Source organism: Planctomycetaceae bacterium, assembly GCA_041398825.1.
Taxonomy (GTDB): domain Bacteria; phylum Planctomycetota; class Planctomycetia; order Planctomycetales; family Planctomycetaceae; genus F1-80-MAGs062.
The window spans coordinates 272,322-295,057 of record JAWKTX010000008.1 but is presented as its reverse complement, the minus strand read 5'-3'; the positions used below and the strand labels follow the sequence as shown (position 1 = coordinate 295,057).

Sequence of the window (22,736 nt, the reverse complement as noted above, 5' to 3'; positions counted from 1 at the left end):
ATCAGAAATTCGCCGCACAGTTGCAGCCCTCGCCCCCGGCAGCGGTCGACAGATGCCTGAGCGTATTGTCATCGATCCCGGAGTCAATGAAATGGCTCTTCCCGCAGGCAAATCCTGCGATCAATCCCCCGGAATGCGACAGATCTTCCATTCGTTTGATCGACGGTAACATGTCCGGCGAAAGATCCACCGGCTGCATCCAGGGAATCGCCATCGATTCGGGCACATCCACAATCGCAATCGTGTTGGCGGTGCCATCCGTGATCTGCCGAATCTGCATGGTCTTGTCCGCGTTGAAAATGCAGTCCGGACCATTCAGGACCAGATAGGTCGATTGATTGTGACCCAGCCTGGCACAGGGACACTGAAACAGAGGCATCGCCGTCTGGAATGCCCGACTGTTTTCCGGCGCATTCCAGGGCCTGGTCAGATCGATTTGATGATACAACGACGACTGATTGAGATAAGGCAGCAGCAAAGTTCGCCAGCTGTGCAACGGTCGCCCTTCCCGATCAACGGTGCAGGCTGGCGGAAAGGAACCGTAATCAACGTGATACTGATCCATGGCCAGTAACAACTGCTCCATTCGAGCGCAACATCTGGCTCGCCGTGCCTCCGGGCTAAACGAAGACGAATAGACAGCGGTTGAGGCAATCCCGGCGAACAGAACACCAATCAGGATCAAACTGATTCGATCTCCACTTCGAATGATGCGGTCCGATTCGGAAACCGGGATCGTTGAATCGACCTGACTGTCCGGGTTCGGTGTCATAACGAAGATCTCCAGGGCTTCAGACGTCAACAAGCATTGATCAGGGCGCACCTGGAGACCTGTCAGCCCGGAAAACTTGTCTGCAAGTCTTCAGCAAAAGTCTGCATTTGCCGAACGAATCCCCGTGGGCAATCCCCGGGGAGATTGGCGGGCGTCGATCGTTGATGATCCAACACCTGGACTCGTCGTTCAGAAAGAAGGACTTCCCCTATTGCTCCTGATCTTTTACTCGCAGCTTGAATTCGTCGCTGTTGCCAACCAGTTCCGGGCTGTACATGGCTTCGATGACGGATGGTAATGCACTGACCTGCTGGCTGGGCGTTTCGGCTCGCAAGCGGTAGCTGATGCTGTGCTGGCCGCGGGCCAGGGTGCTCAGGAAGAAGCAGACTCGATCATCACGAAGTTCCCGATAGGCTCGCAGACCTTCGTACACATAACCGCTGAGCTGATCGTCAGGTTCGAATCCGCTGGGCTTGTGATCTTCCAGCAGCAGGTACTCGTAATCGTTCTTACTGTCAACGATCAGTTCCACTTCGATCAGCTGACCGCTGGTGACGGTGTCGAGGTTTTCCAGCGGGACGCGTTTGTACTTCGCCGTCTGCTGTTTGACCACCTGACCACGATCGCCCTGAACGCTCACTTCCTGGTCGTCGCGTTCGAGCCGATAGAAGCGGCGATCGACTTTGACTTCCAGACCGGCGGCGGTGATGTGGTCTTCCTTTGTGAAGTTGGTTAGATACGCGTTGAAGTAAAGCGGGCCGGTGCCTTTGCGTCGTAGTTCAATTTTGTGCTGACCGGTCTTCACCGCGTCGCCTTCCAGCAACACGCTGTTATCGAAGCTGAAAAAGTTGTCGGCATTGATGGTCACGGTCTTTGCGACCTGGCCATCAATGACAACGTCGACCGTCATGTCAGGCTGATCTTCGCCCGTGGCTTTGATGTAGTCGGCCATGGCTTCGATCACGAGAGCTGTGTCGCGAGTACTCTTCCAGTAGGTACCATTTTGTCGATTGTTGAGCAGATACTTAACCAGTCGCGAGGCTCGTTCTGCATTCGGATCGACCTTGATCAACAGTTGCAGGTAACGCGCCATCGCTTCGTATTCGCTGCCGTACCAGTACCACCAGGAATTCTGCGGCATGCGCAGCCATGCAGTCTGATTTTCGTCGTCCTGTTCGAGAAACTGTTCGATGTTTCGAAGTACCATGTCGCGTTGTTCGATCAGGTTTTCGTCGTGGAAGACCAAGCCTGACAAAGCCTTCGCGTAGACCGACAGATGCTCGCGATCTCGGTACAGGTAGGCATTCATTGCAGCGTCGTGTGAGTCTGATTTCTTCAACACGAACGCCACGAACGCGTCCATGTTGTCGGCCTGCATTTTGTAACGTTTGTCGCGTTTTTCGAGCTTCTTTGGATTCTCGCGGCGCCAGTCACCTTCACGAAGCAGAACCAGTTGTTCCGCTTGATAATTCCTGAGCCACTCGACGCCGCGCTGAATCACATCCGGCAGCACGGGGACTCCGTTATCGCGAGCGATCATCAGCCCATGCACCACTTGTGATGTGAGATGTGCCGTTGAATGTTCGCCATAGCCGCTGAACCAGCCCCAGCCGCCGTCGGACAGTTGCATATTGGTCAGATCGGTGACGCCCTGCGTGATGATCTTGTTCATCTCGACTTCATCAAACACCGGATTGAAGTTCTTGCCGACACCGTTGAGCTTCTTTGCATCGGCGTCGATGTTCTTTTGAATCCACGCGGCCAGTGTGCTGCTGCCCATGCCGAAATCAGCGGGCAGCGGACGGATGTCACGCGTCTGGATTTCCGGTGGCTTGCCCCAGTGATCCGGGTACTTGCCGAGATACGTTTTGGCCGCATTGAGCTGGAACCGCTGATCCTTGACCTTCGCTAGATCCACACCCATTCGCAGTAGTGTTTGCTGAGTGATGGCGGCGGGAAGGAAACGGTTGAGCGTTTGTTCGGTGCAGCCATACGGATAATCAACCAGATACGGCAGCGCGTCGATCATGGCTCCTGCCAGCGAGGGGCTGTATCGAATCTCAAGCCGCGACTGTTCTTCGATGCGTTTGTCCGGCACGATGACGGTGACGCTTGCGGAATCGCCGTCCGGCCGAATGACGCCGGTGTAGCTTTCCGTCTTGCGAATGCCATGGACGTTAACCGGCACGCTGTATTCGGTGGCGTCGGATTCTTCGTCGGTGAGTGCCTTCATGCGAACTTTAACATTGCCCGATGCAATCACCTGGACGTTCCAGTCGACTCGCACTTCACCACCTGCCGCGATTTGCACGACCTGTTCGGCATCGGTGAGCAACTGCAACTGACCGCCTTCGGTTTCAAGCTGCACGCGGCAGCTCTTCGCACTGTCCAGATAGTTATGGACAACAGCAGACAGTGTGATGAGATCGGTTTCGGTAAAGAATCGCGGCGTCTGCGGACGGATGATCAGATCTTTGCTGCAGATGATGTCAGATTCGCCCGAACCAACTCGCGTTCCTTCGCCCAGCGTCCAGGCTTTAACTTTCCAGGTGGTCAGGTTGTCCGGCACGGTGAATTTCACCTCGACAATGCCGCTTTCGTCGGACGTGACACTGGCCACCCAGTGAGCTGTGTCGGCGAAGTTGGAACGAACGGTTGGTGTGGCTTCGGAGTTTGGATCTCCGGGCGCTGCCACAGCACTTTTCGCCATCATTTGGCGTCCGACCGACAGGCCAGCGACCTCGGAATCCGCCATCGCACCTTCTGCCTCCATCATGGGCATCGGTGCGGCGGGAGCCGGATCGAAGTACCCGCCGGCGCCGAAGCCGCCCATCCCGCGGGCCTGTATTCCAAATCGGGCGCGACCGCCACGCATGATCGGCTGATTCCCCCACAAGACCTGCATGACGCTTTCATTGGGCAGATGCAGCGGTCCAAAGTTCTTCTGCAGGGTACTCTGCAGGACAATGCTGTGATGCCGTCGAACGTTCCAGAAATAGGACCGAATTTCCGGAATGGCGCTGGCTGCGATGTATTCCAGGCTGGCATCGTAAACGCTCAGAACGGTGTTACCGACAAATGGCTTGCCGTTGGCATCGGTCAGTTTCAAACGCACTGTGGCTTCTTCACCCGGGCGATAGCGTTCAGCAGCCGGGAGCACTTCGACGTTGGCCACCTTTTGTTCTGGCGGTACCACAATTTCCCGAATTTCACTGTGAATGCGGCCGTCAGCAATCGTCACCGCTTCCACGAAAATGTTGGGCATGTCGTGACGTTCGATGTTGATGTCAAACGTGGTGCTCTTGCCGTTGAGTTTCAGTACGATCGGCTTTGGACACAGCCCGTTGGCCGGTCGAACAAACAGCAACACAGTGCTGTTGGCTTTGTTGGTATTGATCTGAAGCGTCGCTGTTTCGCCTGGCTGGTACTCACGTTTTTCCGTGATCAGTTCGATGTCGTTAAATCGATAACCGCGACCGTCTGCACCGGGACCTCGAACATACAAAACATAGCCGCCTTCCTGCTGGTGGCCTTCGCCGTCGGTCAGGTTGACACTGACGCGAAACTGTCCGGCAGATGGCACGACCATTCTTAGTGAAGCGGTCCCTGCTTCGTTAGTTGTGACATCGAACGATGCGACTTCCTGCTCGACCGGTTTATCGCCGTCATAGGTCACGGATAACAACGACGCTTTGCCGGTTGCTTGAACGGGCTTGCCGTCCGGAGTTCGAGCCTGAAGGTTCACATTGACGGTGTCACCCGTTCGATAATGGCCACGATCCGTCCAGACGAACACTTTGTACGGATCGCGAGCCACGAGCACACTGCCGCTGCCAATGATCGTCCGGCGCGATTTGTCGACAACTTCCGCGGTGATGCTGTAGCTGTGATCGCTGTCGCTGTGGTTTGCCAAAGCGGCTGCCGTTTCGATATCGATCAGAAAGGTCCCGTCCGACTGCAGTTCTGCATCGCCTTCCACCACGATCTCAGGTGGATCGGGGCTCCAGTTGTGCCACGGTGGGATTGGCGCCATACAACCCCATCGCTCAAACCCCGGGTACCATGTGTAATCCGGAGCAAACCACCAATAGCCGGGCGAATACAACCAGTCCCATGTTGCCACGGGATACCAGCGACTGTCCTTTTTAGTTCGTTCGACTTTGTAATGGACAGTCCCTTCGGCGACGGGTGCCCCAAAGTAATATGTTGCATTCACTTTGGCCTGAATCTTTTCGCCCAGCATGACGGGCTTGTCCGGGGCGTCGACAGTCACTTCGAATTCCGGCTTGCGGTATTCTTCTACCTGAAAACGGCCAACGCCAAAAACCGCGCGGTTTTCAGGTTTTCCCTGCTTCGGTTCGCAAACTCGCAGTTGCCAGCTTCCAAGCGTGGCATCAGCCGGCAGTTCATATTCCCCATCGATCCCGGCCCATTGATCGGATTTGACAATACGTTCGTCGACGACTTCGCCCTTTGCGTTACGGACTTCGACCAGAAAATCCTGATTGGCAAAGCGAGCGTTGTCTTCACTGAATCGCGGCTGTCGAACCCAGAGACGATACTTCACACCATGTCCCGGTCGATAAACGGGCCGATCAGTGATTGTGTAGACTTTGATGGGCGAATAGCTGAACACGTCGATCTTGTCCGGATTCCACACACCGTTGAATCCGTCAAAAGCAAGTCGCCCGTCTTTCGTTCGTACAATCGACAACCACTGAAATCCTCGCACAGTCTGTGATGGGTCCGGAATACAAATCCCGTTTGCATCCGCGCGGGCAGCAAATCGCTTTGTCTGAATTCTGTATTTGTTGGTTCGATCGATGCGTTCCTGCTTCCAGCCAAAGAATTCAAAATCTGCATTGGCAATTCCGGCTCCACTGACAGCGTCGGCGGCAAAATACAGGGTGCCGTCTTCGATCCGCTTTCGGGTAATTGCTGTATCAGCAACCCAGATGACCATGCGAACTTCGTTACCGCCGTCTATCTTTGCCGTCAGCCAGTATGCGCCGGCTTTCTGCAGTGGTGTTGTTATCGTCTCTTCAGCGTCAAAGTGATCGGCCGGCGGGTTCAGCTGCACGGTCCAGTTTGCGATCGACGGGCCGACATACTTTTCATGATCCCCATTGATCAGCAAATGACCGACGTCGCCAATGTTGGCCTTTTGGTAGTCCAGCTGGTCCGGGTTGCTCTGCAGATAGTTTTTCACATCGGTCAGCAGCCGATCGATGTTGATCGGGCTGGCCGCGAACGCAACGCTCGAACCATTTCGGTAACGAATATCCACTGTCGCACCGCGGCCTGCCGCCTGGACGCTGGCACTTTCGAACTGGATCCAGTTTCCAGTGATCTGATCGATGCGCTGCTGCACCGCATTCCTTTCGATGTCGGATGTCGATACCTTCAGTCGCTCAGCCAGCAGCGACGCTGCCTGCGGATACTGGTGACGATTCATCCGGACGCTGATCATTGCTTCCAGCGCTGCGCGCTTATGATCATCGTTTCGAGCGATGACTCTGTTGAAAATCACAAGATGATTGAATTCATCCGGCAAGGCAAATCGCTTCACACCAGTGGTAAGGCGAGCGATGGTTTCGTTGTCACTAAGTTCATGTGCGGCCCATACGCCCGATTCCGTCTGCCCTTCAGGCTGTGCGACTTTGATACGCTGAACCACCGGTGGACCGCCAATAGCGCTGGATGCGACTCCGAACTGTGTTTGCAGAAACCCGGCCCATTCGAGATCAATTTCGCTGCGCCGGGATGGATCCGCCTGAACAATCTGATCCAGAGCCCACCGCCAGCGCTGGCCATCGTTGACGGCGGTTTGCCAGGAATCCGGCATGGAATAGAAGACCGGGTTTCCATCCGAATCCACAGGCGCGCCTTTGTTTTCACCTCCGTAAGCAGCACCTCGAAATCCGCGGCCGTATCTGTATCCGGCCCCTTTGTCGTAATCGGGCAGTGTGCTCAGATCGGTGATGTCCTGGAGTCTCCATGCTTCACCAAATCGGTGAGCCCCGATACTGTCGGCAAGTTGTTTGTACAGTTGAGCACGTTCCTGGGCCGTCGCACTTTCGTCATCACGAATCGCCTCGATGCTGTCCAGTATCAACTGCAGCGATCGCACGCGATCTCGATTTTCTGCGCTGACAGATTCACCGCCTCCCCGATGATAGCCACGTTCGAACTGGCCCGCGATTCGGAACCCTTCGTGTGGCACGCTCCCCTGAAGCAGGCTGGCAGCAGTGGACAACAGTCTCCAGTCTGCTGGATGGGCGGCGATCACACTTTCGAGATAATCATCAAACTCCGCCGTGCGATTCAGCGTGTTCAGACATTGAACCGCTTTCCTTAGATCCTGTGCCAGTCGGCGATCGGTGTTGGCTGCATCACGGGACAGCTTTTCCAGCAAATCCCAGGCTTCTGCCCAGTTGCCATCCTTCATCAACTGATCGGCCTGCTGTCTCATTGCGTCACGATCCTGAACGAACACGGTAGCCATCAGACCCGTTGTACTGACCACTGCTGTCAAAAGCAGGGTGACAAGCGCTAAACGCATGACAGATTTCCTTTGATTTCACGCTATCAATGCACGACGTTCATGTACGACGTACCTGACCCGTTCTTCACTTCGTAAAGCAGGTTATCCGATTGAACCGCAGTCAACCACTTGCGCATTCACCGGTGCTGATGCATACGCAAACAGAAACACCCGCTATTCAGGTCAACCACAGCCGCAATCGTTCAAACAAAATCAACAAACCTGTCGAAATGAAGCGATTTGAACTGCGGTCGTCGTTTAACAGCCTGATGAAATACGGGACTGGCTCCAGCGAGAGAACTCAAAACACGATGGTTTCCAGTCGTCCTGCCTGCCTGTCCGGTGTTTCAACGGACAGCTAAGCTAACACCGGCATCAATCAGACTTGATGGAACATCAGAAAATGCGTTCAGTTTCCCCGGTGCGCGTGACGCCGTAGGGAAGCCAGACAAGGACAACACGCATGATCGACATGTCTGATTTGCGGGGTGTGATTTCCGCGTGCTGAAACTCCATTAAGTCAGGATCGAACTGATCCTGAATGGCCTGAGCCTCGGATTCAACCTGAGCGGAAAGTTCTTCGCGTTTACGAACCACCGCCTCGTACGCCTCTTCCGCATGACGAATATCCTCAGCCTCTTTGGCAAGCGACGAAGCCGAACGAATCGCCGACCCCGCGCGGGTCATGTTTGTTGAGGAGGTCAGTTTGCGACCAAACAACGCGCCCAGGACGCTGCTGCCGATCGAAACCACCGTTGAGAGTTTCTTCTGGGAGCTCTGCGATTTTTCTGTTTCGATTTTCTGTTCTGCTCGTCGAATCTGATCTTCGATGGTGCGAAACCGGGATGCGTATTTTGCCCGAAGTTTCTCAACCAGCAGGTCACGCTGTTCTCGAGCGGCATGACGGAGCCGAATTCGGAAATCGGATTCGCTTTCACCCGGACGTGACGCTTCTTTCAGAATCGGGCATACGTTGATCATCAGCTTCTGATTTCGGAACAGATGATTTTTCAGCGACGTTTCCCAGGCACTGTACGACTTCTTCTGCATGAGTTCGGAAGGAAGATCACGGAACGCTGCGTCCGGTTCATCCGGCAGGGCCGTCAGTTCGGGCAGTTCTGCTTCGTCCCATTCTTCTGCTTCACTCCACGCATCCCTGTCAACGCCATCGCCGGCCAGTCGCAACAAAGTGACTTCGTCCCACTGATCGATGTCCGTCTTCGAATCGACATAGTGCACGCGTGCCTGTCCCAGCAACGCCGGGCGGTAGACAACTTTCTCCACCGATCGGCGGATCGGCATAAAGTATTCCGGAATCTCAGGAGGCAGCACCGGGCGAGCATCGTCGTTAGCAAGCTCAGTCGCCGGAGCCGCAAATGCGGACGAACCGCCGGAAGACGAATCGCCGGCCTTCAGCGGTGCCATCAGTATTTCGATCTGATCCCGAGTGATGGGTCCACGCAGGTACGACAGTGCCCATCGCGTGCGAAAGATGACATGCCCGCTTTCGTGGACATTGTTCATCAGGAACACCCGACTGCCAAGAGCCGCAAGCGTCTGCTCCATACTGGCGCGGTCAAATTCCGAACCCGTCGAAGCGGCTGCACCTTCGAGTCCTTCCAGAACGCGCATCTTGTCTCGCTCTGTCTGAAGACGGCCCAAAAACCAGGTACCACAGTTCGAAAGGCCTTTGTAGTCCAGATCCACCGGGTTCTGCGTCGCCAGTACACAGCCGAGGCCATACGCGCGGGCCTGCTTCAGCAGCGTCAGCATCGGTCGTTTGGAAGGTGGATTGGCGGTCGGCGGGAAGTAGCCAAAAACTTCATCCATATACAGCAGTGCGCGCAGACTGCTGGTCCCCGGCTGACTTCGCATCCACGAAATCATTTCATTCAACAGTATGGTTACGAAGAACATTCGTTCTGAATCTGTTAAATGTGCGATGGAAATAATGGCCAGACGTGGCTTACCTTCGGCGGTATAGAGAAGGTTCTGGATATCCAGAGACTCCCCTTCCATCCACGCCGCAAAACTGGGCGAGGCCAGCAAACTGTTCAGCGACATGGCCAGCTTGAATCGATCGCCTGAGGGATAGAACGACTCGAGATCCAGAAACCCAACCTTTTGGAAAGGCGGCGCCTGGATCGATCGGATCAGTGTCGCCATGTCGACATCCTGTCCCTCTCGCCAGTAAAAATCCAGAATCGTCGACAGCAGGATGTGCTCGCGACTGCTGATGGGGTCGCCGTCAATCTGCATCAGCGCCAGCAATCCCGAAACTGCCGACAGGATATTGTCGCGGAAGGCTTCGGAGTTCTCCCGTACCTGAGCATTGGGAGCAGCAAACGATTTGAGCACGGTCAGAGGTCGTCCAGCCGTGCTGGCCGGCGTGTAGATGGCAACTTCCGCGGCTTCACGAAATCGCTGAATCCGTTCACCCGACTGTCCCCATTCCCCCAATCCACGCTTCCAGAGTTCAGCCGTCTTCCGGGCCATTTCAGGTACCGTGAGCCCCTGTCGGGTTGCTTCGACCGGGTCGACCCAGGGAGCGAAGTCCTGTGGGGCAAGGTTGGGAAATGTCAGCATCAGATTGCCGAGATCCCCCTTCGGATCAATGCAAATTGCCGGGATGCCATCGATCGCGGCTTCCTCCAGCAGCGAAAGACAAAGCCCCGTCTTTCCGCTTCCGGTCATGCCGACGCAGACTGCGTGCGTCGTCAAATCCTTTGCGTCATACATCACTAGATCATCCGGTGACGTGACACCAGTCTTCAGATCATGAGTCTTGCCGAGGTAAAACTGTCCCAGCTTTTCGTAATCCGTCATGATTTACTTGTTCCAGATACCAGAGAAGACCGGGCGTGCCTTACCCGAATTCGGCCATTAAGCGGACTGTGTTCGGCCACGATACTGTATTCGGCACTGTATTCGGCCACGATACTGTATTCGGCCACGATAATCAGAAGGCAATCCTGCGAACGCGATGGCGTTCCCGTCGCAGGGGTGAAAGTGCAACGGTCAGAAACCGCCTGGCCCACACTTTCATCCGCAGAACGTCCGAAGAACGCTCGTGAACGAAGAACGCTCGTGAACAGGGCCACAAACGACGTCCTGTATCACCAGATCCGGCACCTCGCCGCGAACTGTGATGTGGAGTCTTGTCAATTCGCCGCCGTTCTACAACCGCGATCAATCGCGTGCGAGACTGCCTGCGATCAAGGCCGCAGGGAACCATTCATGCGGAATTCGTTTAGTCGCGGCAGAGCGGAACACTGGGATTGGGATCCGCCAGCAGCTCCTTCAGAGTTGTTTGCTGGAACGCACATTCCATCGATGCCAGTGCGTTATCCATTCGTTGATGCAGTGCACAAAGACGAACACCGTGCCCCGGCAGATCCAGGGGGCAGGTATGAATTCGCTCGATGGGATCAACAGCGTTGACCACATCCAGAATCGTCAGTTCCGCCGGATCGCGTGCCAGTGAGACACCTCCGCCAATTCCCCGCTGAAGAATCACGATTTCCTTCTCTCTCAAACCCTGCAACACCTTGGAAAGGTAAGCACTCGGGACTTTCGTCGCGTCCGCAATATCCGCCGTTTTCTGGGGTTTCGGGGAGTGCATTGCCAGATGAACGACCGCGCGCAGAGCGTATTCCACTGTTTGGGAGAACATTCATTCGCTTTCTCAGGATGAAACAGGATGTTGACATCCTGTTTTTTCGAATGTAGTCTCGTAACAGGATATTCCTCTCCAGTTTTTAGGTGTGGCTATCGGATATTAGAACCCGGACTCCGTGAAGGAAATTGCTCAATGAAAAAAATCGCCCTCTCATTCGTGCTTTTGGCGGGAATTGTTGTGACCCTGGCTGTTTCCGGCGAGCGATCCGGCGGAACTGCGCTTGCAGGTCCCGCAGCCGCAAAGCCGTCACCAGCGGCAGTGGAGCGAGCTCGTCGCGAAGTTCGCCTCCTGGATGACGTCTACAAAACGAGCGTCGTCCTGATCACCCAGCATTATGTCGAAGACGAAGATTCCATCGCCGCAGCGGTTGCCGCCAAAGCCCTGTTTGGTGCGATGAAGGAAAAAGGCTGGCACGAAGCACGGCTGATTGATGCCAGCGGCCATCCTTACAACGACGAAAATCTACCGCAGGACGGCTTTGAGAAACGAGCTGTCAAAGAAATACTGTCCGGCAAGGCATCCTATGACGAAGTGGTCACAGAAGATGGGAAATCCTTCCTGCTGGCTGCGACAACCGTTCCTGTGGTGATGGATAAGTGCATCATGTGCCATGAGAACTACAGGACTGTTCCGAAGAATCAGGCCATTGGCGCTATTTCTTACAAAGTCCCTGTGCTCGAATAGTCTGGTCATCGGGGACACTGGCGTTCATTTCAAGCTGGAAATTCTGACGCGAAATCGAACGCCAGAACTGGAAAGAACACTGTCCCGGAAAACTGAATCGCCCGATTGAATCCGTCTCTGCTGGAGCCCTCAGAATGAAAACGGTCCTGCGGTCCACGATCGTTTGTGTTTGCCTCATTCAGAATGCGGTGGCTCAGCTGGACTACGAGCAGGAGCCGATCAATTACAGTACGTCTCAGGCCACGGACCCTGTGGCCAGACTACTGGAAAGGCTGGATAGCGGAGAAACCCGGCTGAACTGGGACGACGATCATGGGTACCTGAAGTCCGTGCTGAAAGAACTTCAGGTACCGGTTTCGTCTCAGGTCCTGGTGTTCTCGAAAACCAGCCTTCAGGTCAGCCGGATCACCCCGCGAACCCCGCGTGCCATCTATTTCAACGATGACGTCTATGTCGGATGGGTGCAGCGCGGGGGAGTCGTGGAGCTCTCCGCAGCAGACGCTCGACTTGGCGGCACCTTCTATACGCTCGAACAGACACCCGGTGATCGCCCGCGCATCGAACGAGAAACTGCTCATTGCCTTCAGTGTCATGGCAGCACACATACGAGGCGAACACCTGGGCACATGGTCCGATCTGTCTATTCGGATGCCGGCGGATTACCGGTGTACCGACTGGGGACCTTCCTGAATGACGACACAAGTCCATTCGAAAACCGCTGGGGCGGATGGTATGTCACCGGAACCCATGGCTCGATGAGCCACATGGGAAATGTCGTGATGGACCAGGACGGCGAAGTGGAAGACTTTGATCGGGAATCAGGTGCCAACATCACACGGCTTTCCGACCTGGTGAACACGAAACCGTATCTGTCTGACCACAGTGATATCGTCGCCCTGATGGTTTTGCAGCATCAGACGACGTTTCACAATGTGCTCACAGCGGCCAACCATTCCGGTCTGATCACCGCCCGCGATGCAATCATCATGAACAAAGCACTGGGAAGGCCGGAGGACCACGAATCGGAATCGACTGAACGACGATACTCGTCTGCGGCAGAAAAAGTCCTGAAGGGTCTGCTCTTCAGTAATGAGTGGCCGCTTCAGGATACGGTGAAGGGGACGACGAGCTTTGTGGAGGATTTTCAGTCCCGAGGACCGTTTGACTCCCAGAATCGAAGCCTGAGACAGTTCGACCTGAAGACGCGTCTTTTTCGTTACCCCTGTAGCTTTCTCATCTATTCGGATGGATTCACCAATTTGCCTCCGGGCGTCAGGAATCGAATCTGGTCGCGCCTTGATGAAATCCTGGATAGCCGTGACGTTTCTCCGGCATTTTCACATCTTTCGCCGGAAGATCGGCAAGCCATTCGAGAGATCCTGATCGACACATGCCCGGAATTTCGCTCCCGCCAGCCAGGGCTGAACACAGAGAATCTCACTCCTTAGCTTAGCACGCTGTTGAAATTGGCCGCCTGTTGAAAAACGGGACTGGCTCGCGCAGGAGACACCAAAACACGACGGTTTACAGTCATCCTGCGTGAGCCCGTCCGGATGTTTCAACGGACGGTCAGCCCGCGGCAGTTTCCGGAAGCTTCTTCCTTTCTGATTCTCCGCAAACGAACGGCTTGTCAGCGACATACGACGACGATATGATCCGCGTTTCGATTTTTTCGGCTCTTTCTGCGCGCGGGTTCCAGCACTGTGGTCCCCGGCCGCTGCATTTCATGTAACACGTTGTCGCAAAACAAGTTGCGATAACAATTACGGGCCGAAGATTCAGTGTCGTCGTCTGCAGTCCGTGCGTTTTTGAGAGGCCCCGAAACGGGGCGATTGAATTCGTGTTCGAAAACATCACTCAAAGTCTGGGTAAGGCCTTCTCGGCTTTCCGGGGAACCGGAAAGATCACCGAGTCCAATATCCATGATGGTATGAAGCAGGTTCGACAAGCCCTGCTTGAGGCTGATGTTGCATATGACGTCACGCAGGATTTCGTAAAACGCGTCACCGCTCAGGCGATTGGCGAGAAGGTTCTGAAGTCGCTGCGTCCCGAAGAGCAGATCGTTGGGATTGTTCATCAGGAACTGATCAACCTGATGGGGCCTGTCGATCACACGCTGGCCGTCAAACGGGACGGAATCAGCGTGATCATGATGTGTGGTCTGCAGGGATCCGGAAAAACGACAACCTGCGGAAAGCTGGCTCGACGCCTGAAAGAGGCGGGATATTCTCCCCTGCTGGTCGCGGCAGACCTGCAGCGCCCCGCAGCTATTGAGCAGCTGAAAGTCATCGGCCAGCAGGTTGGGTGTCCGGTTTATTCCGAAGATCCGGGCAGGAGCAATCCGGTCCAGGTTTGTCGCAACGGAGTTGCAGAGGCCAGGAAGGTCGGCGCGAAGGTCGTCATTCTGGACACTGCCGGTCGTTTGCACGTTGACAGCTCCCTGATGAAGGAGCTCCAGCAAATCGACAACAGTGTCGCCCCGGATCAGGCTCTGCTGGTCTGCGACGCGATGACTGGCCAGGACGCGGTCAACAGTGCCAAAGCGTTCAACGAGGCTTTGGAGCTCGACGGAGCGATCCTGACCAAGCTGGATGGTGATTCGCGCGGCGGGGCCGCGTTGAGCATCAAAGCTGTAACCGGCGTACCGATCAAATTTATCGGTGTGGGCGAGCAGCTGGATCGGCTGGAGGATTTCCATCCCGATCGAATGGCGGGCCGAATTCTGGGCATGGGCGACATCGTGTCGCTGTTCGAAAAAGCCCAGCAGGAATTCGACGAAGAAGAGATGCTGCTGCAGCAGCAGAAAATGCAGCAGGGCAAGTTCACGCTGGATGATTTCCGCAAGCAAATGCGGCAAATCAAGAAGCTGGGCTCCATGCGTGACATCATGAAGATGGTTCCCGGAATGGGAAAACTGGTCGACATGATGGGGGATATGAATCCCGAGGACGACTTAAGGCGAATCGAAGGTATCATAAACGCCATGACCCCGGCGGAGCGTTCGAATGCCGATCTGATCGATCGCAGTCGACGCAATCGCATCGCCCGGGGTAGCGGGGTTCAGCCAGCAGATGTCAACAAGCTGCTGAAGGACTTTAACGGCATGGCCCGCATGATGCAGGATATGTCGAATCTGGGAGCACGAGATCGCATGAAGGCCGTTCAGCAGCTGGCTGGCGGCGGTTTCATGAATCCCGGAGGCGATATGGATCCGCGGGGGATTCGGGTTGCGAAGCCGCCGCAGGTCAATCGCGACGTACTCAGAGAAAAGAAGAAGAAACAACGAAAAGAAGCGAAAAAGCAGAAGAAGCGGAACCGAAAATAGCGGGATGCTCTTCAGTTTATTGGATCACCGACTGGTTTACAGGAGCCTCAGTCCGTTAAAAGACCGCGTTCCTGCTGGCTGAGGCAAGTTTTGTTCGTTCAGGAGTTGAAATGGCTGTTCGTATTCGAATGAAGAAGATGGGACGCAAACACCGTCCATTCTTCCGTATCTGCATCATGGATTCACGAGTTCAGCGTGACGGCAAAGCAATCGAAGAGGTCGGTTTCTACGATCCCATGGTTGCCGACAAGTCAAAACGCGTCTCCCTGAAAATGGAACGTGTCGACTACTGGCTCTCTGTTGGCGCTCAGCCAAGCGAAAAAGTGAATGCACTGATTCGCAAGGTCCGCACCAACAGGTTCGGCAGCGCGGCATCGCCTCCACCAATGCAGGCACCAAAGGTCAAAGAAGAAGCTCCGGCAGCATCGGCCGAATCAGCAGAGTCTGCTGAGCCAGCAGAAACTGCCGCTGAGTAATCAGGCGTTCGATGAGATTTGACGTTCTGACATTGTTTCCGGAGATGTTTGAGGGTTACCTCGGACAGAGCATTCTGAAACTGGCAATCGAACGCGGTCTTGTGGATGTCAGGCTTCACAATTTCAGAGACTATGCTCCCGGCAAACGAAGGCAAATCGACGATAAGCCTTTCGGGGGCGGCCCTGGGATGTTGATCATGTGTCAGCCGGTGTTTGATTGTGTCGAAGCGGTTCAGGCCGAGACACCAAAACCCGGCAGACTTCTCATGATGACGCCTCAGGGAAGAAAGCTGGATCAGGGGCTGGTTGAAGAACTGGCAACAGAGGAACGACTGATCCTGCTTTGTGGCCGCTATGAAGGATTCGACGATCGAATTCGAGAGGGGCTGCAGCCAACCGAAGTATCGGTGGGTGACTTTATCTGCAACGGCGGAGAAGTGCCTGCGATGCTGATCATCGACACAGTCATTCGGCTGATTCCCGACGTTCTGGGAGACGAAACCAGCAGTCGATATGACTCGTTTAGTAAATCAGGGATGCTCGAACATCCTCAGTTCACCCGACCCAGAGAATTTCGAGGGATGGTGGTACCTGAGGTGCTGTTGAGCGGTGATCATAAAGCCATCGAACGATGGCAGGACGAACAAAGCCGGATTCGCACGTCCGAACGACGCAGCGATCTGCTGAAGAAGACAGACGAAATTTGATACTCAGAGAGATTTGACAGGGAATCCCGAATCATGCGACACAAACTACTTGATATTGCAGAGCAGTCGAGCCTGCGTGAAGACCCACTGAAATTCACGATTGGCGACACTGTTGACGTCCACACTCGAATTCTGGAAGGCAACAAAGAACGCATCCAGATTTTCAGTGGCGTTGTCATTGCACGCCGCGGCCAGGGAACAGGCGAGATGTTTACCGTTCGCCGCGTCGTTCAGGGGGAAGGTGTTGAACGCACCTTCCCTGTCCACTCACCCAAGGTTGCCGCCGTTGAAGTGAAGCGACACGCTCGGGTTCGCCGCGCGAAGCTCTACTACCTGCGTGAACGAACCGGCAAAGCAACCCGCCTCAAAGAACGCCGTGCAAAACCCTGGGAAGTTCAGGTAGGCGAAGGTGGCAAATAAGCATCTGACGGACGGGCCACTCGCAACGGTGCCGACGACAGCGTTTTCAAGACCGCTGTCTGCGTACCGCGTGGTTCGCTCGCTTTGGTGCTGCAAATGACCGCGAACCCTGGTTCGCTGAGTCGTTGATGCTATCCACTGAACGGCATTCTGGAACCGGGGTTCCACAGAATGCCGTTTTTTTGTTGCCGGATCGATGGAATGAAGAGACTGTTCCAAATCCTGCTGGGAGACAAAGGCGAGAATGCCGCAGTGCGGTTTCTGAAGAAGCAGGGATATCGAATCCTCGAGCGGCAGCATCGCAACACGTTCGGTGAAATCGACATCATTGCCATGGACGGTGCGTGCATCGTCTTCGTTGAAGTGAAGACTCGATCAACACAAAGTCATGGTCAGCCATTTGAGGCTGTTGATCGCGAGAAGCAGCGGCGAATCACACGGGCCGCTCTGGGCTGGCTGAAGGCAAAACGACGTCTGGACCACGCGGCCCGCTTTGATGTCATCTCAATCGTCTGGTCAGAAGAGAACAAGCAGCCGGAGATTCAGCACTTCAGGAATGCGTTCGAAGCCGACGGAAACGGCCAGTTCTTTGGCTGACACGGGCGTCCAGGACCGTTGCGAGATGCCCTGGCTGACGCCTGCGGTGTCCGGCCCTCGTGAGGTTTTTATACCAGTTCTGCTGCCGTCCGATAGACCTGAAACCCGTGCATGGTGTGTGCATAAAATCTTCGAAGGCGTGAGATGTTCTCCGGGGTCAGTTGTGTCTCGGCGGGCATCAGCATGGCTCCGGCGTCCGTCTTGATTGCGGTGGCCAGGACCATGCCGGGCCTGAGTGCATCGGCGTAGACTTCGACCACGCTGTCGAGCTGATGGGCCGCTTTCCGGTTACGTTCCAGGCTCCGCTCCAGTGCGTCGACGACGCCGGGATCGAATTGATCACCCGCACGGTCTCTCAACATCCTGAGAACGTCGGAAGAGGTTCTGCTGGAATAGGCCTTCTTATCGTTCTGATGTTTATCCCACGCATCGGCGACCGCGATAATTCTGGCACCAAGTGGTATTTCATCGCCCTGAAGCCGGTCTGGATATCCGGTGCCGTTCATGCGTTCATGATGATGCCGCACAAACAAGGCAGCATCATTGAAGAACGGAATCGCCTGCAGTATCGATTCGCCGCGCAGGACATGTTGCTGCAGCATCGAACGCTCATCAGCGGTCAGATGCAATGGATCCTTCTTCAGGAGGGCATCCGGCAGCATCAACTTGCCAATATCATGTAGCAAAGAGCCCGCTTCAATCTGGCGAAGCATTTCGTCCGGCAATGAAAGTTCTTCCGCAATCAGCATCGACATTTCAGCGACGCGGCGGGAGTGATTGCCCATCGAGGAACTGGTGACATCCATCAGCTGGGCAAAGACTTTCAGCGATCCATTCAACATGGCTCGCAGTCGCGAACTCAGGTCCGTGACTTGTTGAGTGCGTTCCAGCACCCGGATTTCCAGTTCATTGTTCAGCAGCTTCAGTTCGTCATTCTGTGATTTCGTTAAAGCATTCAGCCGGCGATTTTCCATCACCAGGTTGTACTGATCGACCGCCCGATTCAGAACGGCGACCAATTGAGCGTCATCCCATGGCTTGGCAAGGAAGCGGAAAACTTCTCCGCGATTGATCGCATCCACCGTAGCCGTAATATCAGCGTACCCTGTCAGAATCATCCGAACGGTATCCGGCTGAATCTTTCGGATCTGTTCCAGCAATTCGGTTCCTTCCATGCCTGGCATTCGCTGGTCGGAAACAACAACAGTCAGCTCCCGTGTCCTTGCCAGTTCCAGCGCTTCATCCGTTGAGGTCGTCAGGAGCAGTTCAAATCCACTTTTTCGAAGTGCACGCTGGCAGGCATTAATGACGCCTTGCTCATCGTCGACAAACAAAATGACGGGCGTGTTCATGGCTCTGGTTCCTCAAGAAATGCCATGCGGAAGGAATTCGTCCCGCTGTCTGATCACCATCGCGCGTTCCGTGCCGTTTTTAGAATTCTTCACACTGTGCAGGGACACAATTCCATCAGCACAAGACTCCCCCGGACGTCGTGACCATGCATGAGTGGAACGACGGATGCCTGAACTGATTGTCCGGAGACTTCGGTGCGAACATAAACTTTTCGGCTCGACCCAAGGCGAACAGATTCTGACACTGCCGTGGCCAGATTCTCCGGAAACGCTTCCTGCACCGACGTTCCCATCGGGAAATTCAACAGGCTGTTGGCTTCTGAATTCACAAGGGCAATGAGCCCGTCAACGCTGACACCGATAATTGGCATGGGCAGAGCCTGAACGACTTCCTGCGCCATCTGCAGGGACCGGGTTCTTTCTTCGATCAGACTCTGCTGCTGCTCAGAGAGTCGCCGAAGCTGCTCATTACGCTCTGCAAGCTCGTGCGTCAGTGATCTGTTATGGGCGATCAGGTCATACTGCTCCAGACAGGCGCGGATGTTCGCTTTCAGTTCTTCATCACTCCACGGCTTGCCCAGAAAACGAAAAATATGTCCGCGGTTAATCGCTTCGACAATCGCGGCTGCATCTGCATAACCCGACAGCACCACACGGACGGTTTCCGGGCTGATCTTCTGAATCTCTGAAAGTAGTTCGGTCCCCGTCATGCCGGGCATGCGATGATCGGAAACAATCAAATGGATCTTTTCACTGGCAAATACCTGCAGCGCCTCCTCACCACTGCTCGCAGTCAAAAGGCGATAGGGCTCACGACGCAGCAGTCTTTTCAACGCCGAAAGAATGCCGGGTTCATCGTCAACACAAAGAATCGTTTTCTGTTCCATCGTTGACTTCCTCGAACATGCCAAAGAAATTCAGGTGGCCCGTCGAATGGGCAACCTGATCGTAAACGTAGTCCCCAGGCCCACCTTGCTTTGGACTTCGATTGTTCCATTGTGTTTCTGAATGATGCCCCACGAGACCGACAGCCCTAATCCTGTACCACTGCCGACAGGCTTGGTCGTGAAAAACGGATTGAACAACTGCCCCACGTTCTCCTCGGGAATTCCACAACCATCGTCACTGATCTGAACGACGACCTCGTCTCCTTCAGTAAAGGTCTCAATCAGAATCGTGCCCTTTTCTGTGATGGCCTGTGCAGCATTGGTGAACAGATTCATGAAGACCTGATTGAGTTCACTGGCATAGCACAGGATCCTCGGTACGTCACCGAACTGCTTCCGGACTTCACACTTGTACTTCAATTCGTTCCACACGATCTTCAGTGTTGATTCCAGACCCTCGTGGATGTCGGCGGTCTGTTCTCCGCTTTCCCCAAGTCGAACGAAGCTCTTCAGGTTTCTCACAATTTCAGCAACGCGTTCCAGACCGTCTTTACTTTCGTTCAACAGGTCGCCGGCATCATCGGAGATGTAGCCAAGGTCTTCAGTTTCGCGAATGCCCTGAATAGAAGGCAGCAGTTCCCGTGCCGCGTCAAGATTACCACTGTCTACTGCATCTTCGAGCTGACGATAGTGGTTCAGTAAGTCTTTGAAGACGCTTACGTACTCAGTCAGGGTGCAAAGATTGCTCGTCACAAACCCGATCGGGTTGTTGATTTCGTGAGCGACCCCGGCGGCTAGCTGACCAATAGAAGCCATCTTTTCGGAATGAAGCAGAGCAGACTGGGCTTGTTTCAGCGCTTCGTGCTGTTCGCGCAGTTCTTCCTTCGCCATGTTCAGCGCGAGCGATTTTCCTTCCAGGTATCGTTCGGCTCTGAGTCTGGCGCTGCGTTCTTTTTCTGCCAGCTGAACAGCACTGGGAGAAATAGTGGCTTCAGTTGTCATCAGCAACTCCCGTGACGCATCGACTCTCTGAATCATTTCCACCGGACTGAGGTTCAGACATGGGAAGACGAATTGAAAATGTCGTCCCCTGACCAGGCTCGCTGTCCACTTCGATGGTTCCGCGATGTTTCTTCACAATCCCCCAGGAAATAGACAGTCCCAGCCCCGTACCTTTGCCCACAGGTTTTGTGGTAAAGAACGGAGTAAACAGTTTCCTGCGCACGTCTTCCGAAATACCACACCCGGTATCACTGATTCTCACAATGACTTCCTGATCTGTGCTCTCGGTGCTGATAGTTATGACTCCCTGATCTTCAATCGCCTGAGCGGCATTGACCAGCAGGTTCATGAATACCTGATTGAGTTCACTGGCGAAGCAGCGAATTCGAGGGATACTGGCCAGCTGCTTTTCGACACGACACTTGTACTTGAGCTCGTTCCAGACGACCTTCAGCGTCGCTTCGATGTTCTCGTTCAGATCCGCAAACTGTTCCTCTGTGTCACCGAGATGTACGAAGCTCTTCAGATTCTGGACAATCTCACGCACACGCTTCAGCCCATCCTGAGACTCATCCAGCAGGGAACCAAGATCATCCATGATGTAATCGGGATCTTCCCGGTCCCTCAGATCGGCAATTGCCTGTCGGAGGCGAACGATTTCGCCTGCGTCAGTTGTGGCACAGGCGTTGTCGAGCTGCTGGTAAAGGTTCAGTAGCTCAAGGAACACGCGCGAATAGTCCTGCAGTGTCTGCAGGTTACTTGTGACAAAGCCAATGGGATTGTTGATCTCGTGTGCGATGCCCGCCGCAAGTTGACCAATCGATGCCATCTTTTCGGCATGAACAAGCTGGCTCTGCGTCAGCATGAGCGACTGGTACTGTTGTTCAATCTCCTGCCTGGCCGTGTAGAGTTCGCGGGATCTGTCCTCCAGCAGGCGTTCCGCCTGTTTTCGTGCCTGACGTTCACGATTCAGTGAACGCATAATGACGTCCGAATTAATGACCGCTGGATCGATGGTGTCCAGGTCAATCACGTCCTTCGAATTGCAGCCTGCATCTGGCAGGGGCTGTGCTTCGTTCATGTTCGCCCTCCAAATGTCAGGTCAAACTGGCAGAACCGATCACCTCTTTTGACGCATTGAGAATGCTCGCGGCTGATCTTCTCACCAAAGAAAGTGCCCGTCCCATCAATCAGTCCCTCTGCCAGCACGCAGAGGGAGCGTGGAGAACGATACTTCATGGTGAGCGTCGTCGGCGATGTATCCTCATATTCGAACTGTGGAAGGATCGCATCGGGAAAGAGCTTCTTCACTTCTACGTGGATAATCCCCTGAACGGACATCAGAAGTTCTTTGGCAGATATACCGGGAGGGAAGAAGTCCGGATACTGTTCTGCAAATCCGGAGACCATGTAAGTTCCGAACGCGCGAATCAGGTCATCGGGCGGCAGTCCTGACCTGGCAGAAAGTGACATCACCAGATTCAGAATGGACTGATCAGGATAAGAGGCGGCCGCCGTATAGATACCGGACTCACCAGAATCCATCAGCACAGCGTCCCACATCGCCAGACCGAATTGCTTTTCAACGAGCTCATTTAACAGTGTGAATACAATCCCCTTCATCGCCGGATTCTCCTGTGCGCGGTCAACGGCTTACGGTTTAAAATCAACGCCCTGTCGCAGGCTCTGCGACCTCAGCCGATGAGTGGGCTGCGCTGAAATCGTCGCTCAGCAGTTCCCTGACCTTTTCGATCAGCTGATCGTTATCAAACGGCTTCGGCAGTACAGCATCAGCCCCTGCGGTCATTGCCCGATCAAGGCTGGCGTTGTCCATCCCGGAAACCACCAGAATTCGAACCTGTTCTTTGCCGGACATCTGCCGAACGAATGACAGAACATCGAAGCCGGACAGTCCTGGCATTTGCAGGTCGAGCGTCACGATCGCCGGCCGATATGTGCCCAGATAAACTCCTGCGCGGAATCCATCGGCTGCCACTTTTACGTCGAAGCCTTCCCGCGTCAGGATACGTCGGATGCTTCGGGCCATGTGGGGCTCGTCATCAACAACCAGTGCATGACGAGGCATGGGCTGAAACTCTGCCGGCACCGGCATGTGGTGCTGTGAAGCGAATTCAATGAAGTCATCCACACGAATGCGGTTATCTCCCCTCCCTGGAAGTTTGTAGGCGGGTAATTCCCCGCGCTCAATCCATCGAAGAACAGTGCGAAAGTTCACGTTACAAAGTTTGGCGACTTCACCGCTCGTCAGAACCTGTTTCTTTCGCATCATG

18 protein-coding genes are annotated in these 22,736 nt (G+C 54.6%); 8 read left to right on the top strand and 10 right to left on the bottom strand.

Translation table 11 applies throughout. The features are described 5' to 3' along the window. Position 1 precedes the first annotated feature (1 nt). Both R3C20_16070 and R3C20_16065 read right to left on the bottom strand, forming a co-directional pair. Positions 2-772 carry a DUF1559 domain-containing protein gene (locus R3C20_16070; GenBank protein ID MEZ6042020.1) on the bottom strand — a complete coding sequence of 257 codons (771 nt, stop codon included), beginning with the start codon at positions 770-772 and terminating at the stop codon, positions 2-4. Positions 773-980: 208 nt separating this feature from the next. Beyond that, on the bottom strand, positions 981-7,334 hold the full coding sequence (locus R3C20_16065; GenBank protein MEZ6042019.1) for an MG2 domain-containing protein: 6,354 nt from the start codon (positions 7,332-7,334) through the stop codon (positions 981-983). Between the two features lie 131 nt (positions 7,335-7,465). Here R3C20_16065 and R3C20_16060 point away from each other — a divergent pair, with 131 nt between their 5' ends. After that, positions 7,466-7,678 (top strand): hypothetical protein, encoded by a 213-nt coding sequence (locus R3C20_16060; GenBank protein MEZ6042018.1) that lies wholly within the window; start codon positions 7,466-7,468, stop codon positions 7,676-7,678. A gap of 34 nt (positions 7,679-7,712) precedes the next feature. On the opposite strand, the gene R3C20_16055 is transcribed toward R3C20_16060, so the two are convergent. Then, complete coding sequence (locus R3C20_16055) at positions 7,713-10,142, bottom strand: ATP-binding protein (protein ID MEZ6042017.1); 2,430 nt, start codon at positions 10,140-10,142, stop codon at positions 7,713-7,715. 424 nt (positions 10,143-10,566) lie between these two features. Further along, the gene (locus R3C20_16050) at positions 10,567-10,989 is read right to left on the bottom strand and encodes an Rrf2 family transcriptional regulator (GenBank protein MEZ6042016.1); all 423 of its coding nucleotides are present in this window, start codon (positions 10,987-10,989) and stop codon (positions 10,567-10,569) included. Between the two features lie 138 nt (positions 10,990-11,127). Here R3C20_16050 and R3C20_16045 point away from each other — a divergent pair, with 138 nt between their 5' ends. The 7 genes from R3C20_16045 (at position 11,128) to R3C20_16015 (ending at position 17,204) form a co-directional block, all read left to right on the top strand. After that, on the top strand, positions 11,128-11,679 hold the full coding sequence (locus R3C20_16045; GenBank protein MEZ6042015.1) for a DUF3365 domain-containing protein: 552 nt from the start codon (positions 11,128-11,130) through the stop codon (positions 11,677-11,679). Positions 11,680-11,813: 134 nt separating this feature from the next. Further along, the gene (locus tag R3C20_16040) at positions 11,814-13,127 is read left to right on the top strand and encodes a hypothetical protein (GenBank protein ID MEZ6042014.1); all 1,314 of its coding nucleotides are present in this window, start codon (positions 11,814-11,816) and stop codon (positions 13,125-13,127) included. 392 nt (positions 13,128-13,519) lie between these two features. Then, a complete protein-coding gene (gene ffh / locus R3C20_16035; protein MEZ6042013.1) occupies positions 13,520-15,004 on the top strand; it encodes a signal recognition particle protein in 1,485 nt (494 codons plus the stop codon). 110 nt (positions 15,005-15,114) lie between these two features. Further along, entirely contained in the window at positions 15,115-15,480 is a 366-nt protein-coding gene (gene rpsP / locus R3C20_16030; GenBank protein ID MEZ6042012.1) for a 30S ribosomal protein S16, read from the top strand. Positions 15,481-15,491: 11 nt separating this feature from the next. Further along, on the top strand, positions 15,492-16,187 hold the full coding sequence (gene trmD, locus R3C20_16025) for a tRNA (guanosine(37)-N1)-methyltransferase TrmD (GenBank protein ID MEZ6042011.1): 696 nt from the start codon (positions 15,492-15,494) through the stop codon (positions 16,185-16,187). A gap of 33 nt (positions 16,188-16,220) precedes the next feature. After that, entirely contained in the window at positions 16,221-16,607 is a 387-nt protein-coding gene (rplS, locus tag R3C20_16020) for a 50S ribosomal protein L19 (GenBank protein ID MEZ6042010.1), read from the top strand. A 201-nt stretch (positions 16,608-16,808) separates the two neighbouring features. Beyond that, the gene (locus R3C20_16015; protein ID MEZ6042009.1) at positions 16,809-17,204 is read left to right on the top strand and encodes a YraN family protein; all 396 of its coding nucleotides are present in this window, start codon (positions 16,809-16,811) and stop codon (positions 17,202-17,204) included. Between the two features lie 68 nt (positions 17,205-17,272). Here the strand turns inward: R3C20_16015 and R3C20_16010 are convergent, their stop codons facing one another. From R3C20_16010 to R3C20_15985, 6 genes are all read right to left on the bottom strand, one after another. After that, positions 17,273-18,556, bottom strand: a complete 1,284-nt coding sequence (locus R3C20_16010; GenBank protein MEZ6042008.1) for an HD domain-containing phosphohydrolase — start codon at positions 18,554-18,556, stop codon at positions 17,273-17,275. Positions 18,557-18,645: 89 nt separating this feature from the next. Beyond that, positions 18,646-19,443: a response regulator gene (locus R3C20_16005; GenBank protein MEZ6042007.1), complete on the bottom strand. Its 798-nt coding sequence runs from the start codon at positions 19,441-19,443 to the stop codon at positions 18,646-18,648. Positions 19,444-19,473: 30 nt separating this feature from the next. Beyond that, a complete protein-coding gene (locus R3C20_16000; GenBank protein ID MEZ6042006.1) occupies positions 19,474-20,445 on the bottom strand; it encodes an ATP-binding protein in 972 nt (323 codons plus the stop codon). After that, complete coding sequence (locus R3C20_15995) at positions 20,435-21,526, bottom strand: ATP-binding protein (GenBank protein MEZ6042005.1); 1,092 nt, start codon at positions 21,524-21,526, stop codon at positions 20,435-20,437. The genes R3C20_16000 and R3C20_15995 overlap by 11 nt, the downstream gene beginning before the upstream one ends. Beyond that, a complete protein-coding gene (locus R3C20_15990; GenBank protein ID MEZ6042004.1) occupies positions 21,523-22,068 on the bottom strand; it encodes a heme NO-binding domain-containing protein in 546 nt (181 codons plus the stop codon). The genes R3C20_15995 and R3C20_15990 overlap by 4 nt, the downstream gene beginning before the upstream one ends. 43 nt (positions 22,069-22,111) lie before the next feature. Further along, positions 22,112-22,732, bottom strand: a complete 621-nt coding sequence (locus R3C20_15985; GenBank protein MEZ6042003.1) for a response regulator — start codon at positions 22,730-22,732, stop codon at positions 22,112-22,114. Positions 22,733-22,736 lie beyond the last annotated feature (4 nt).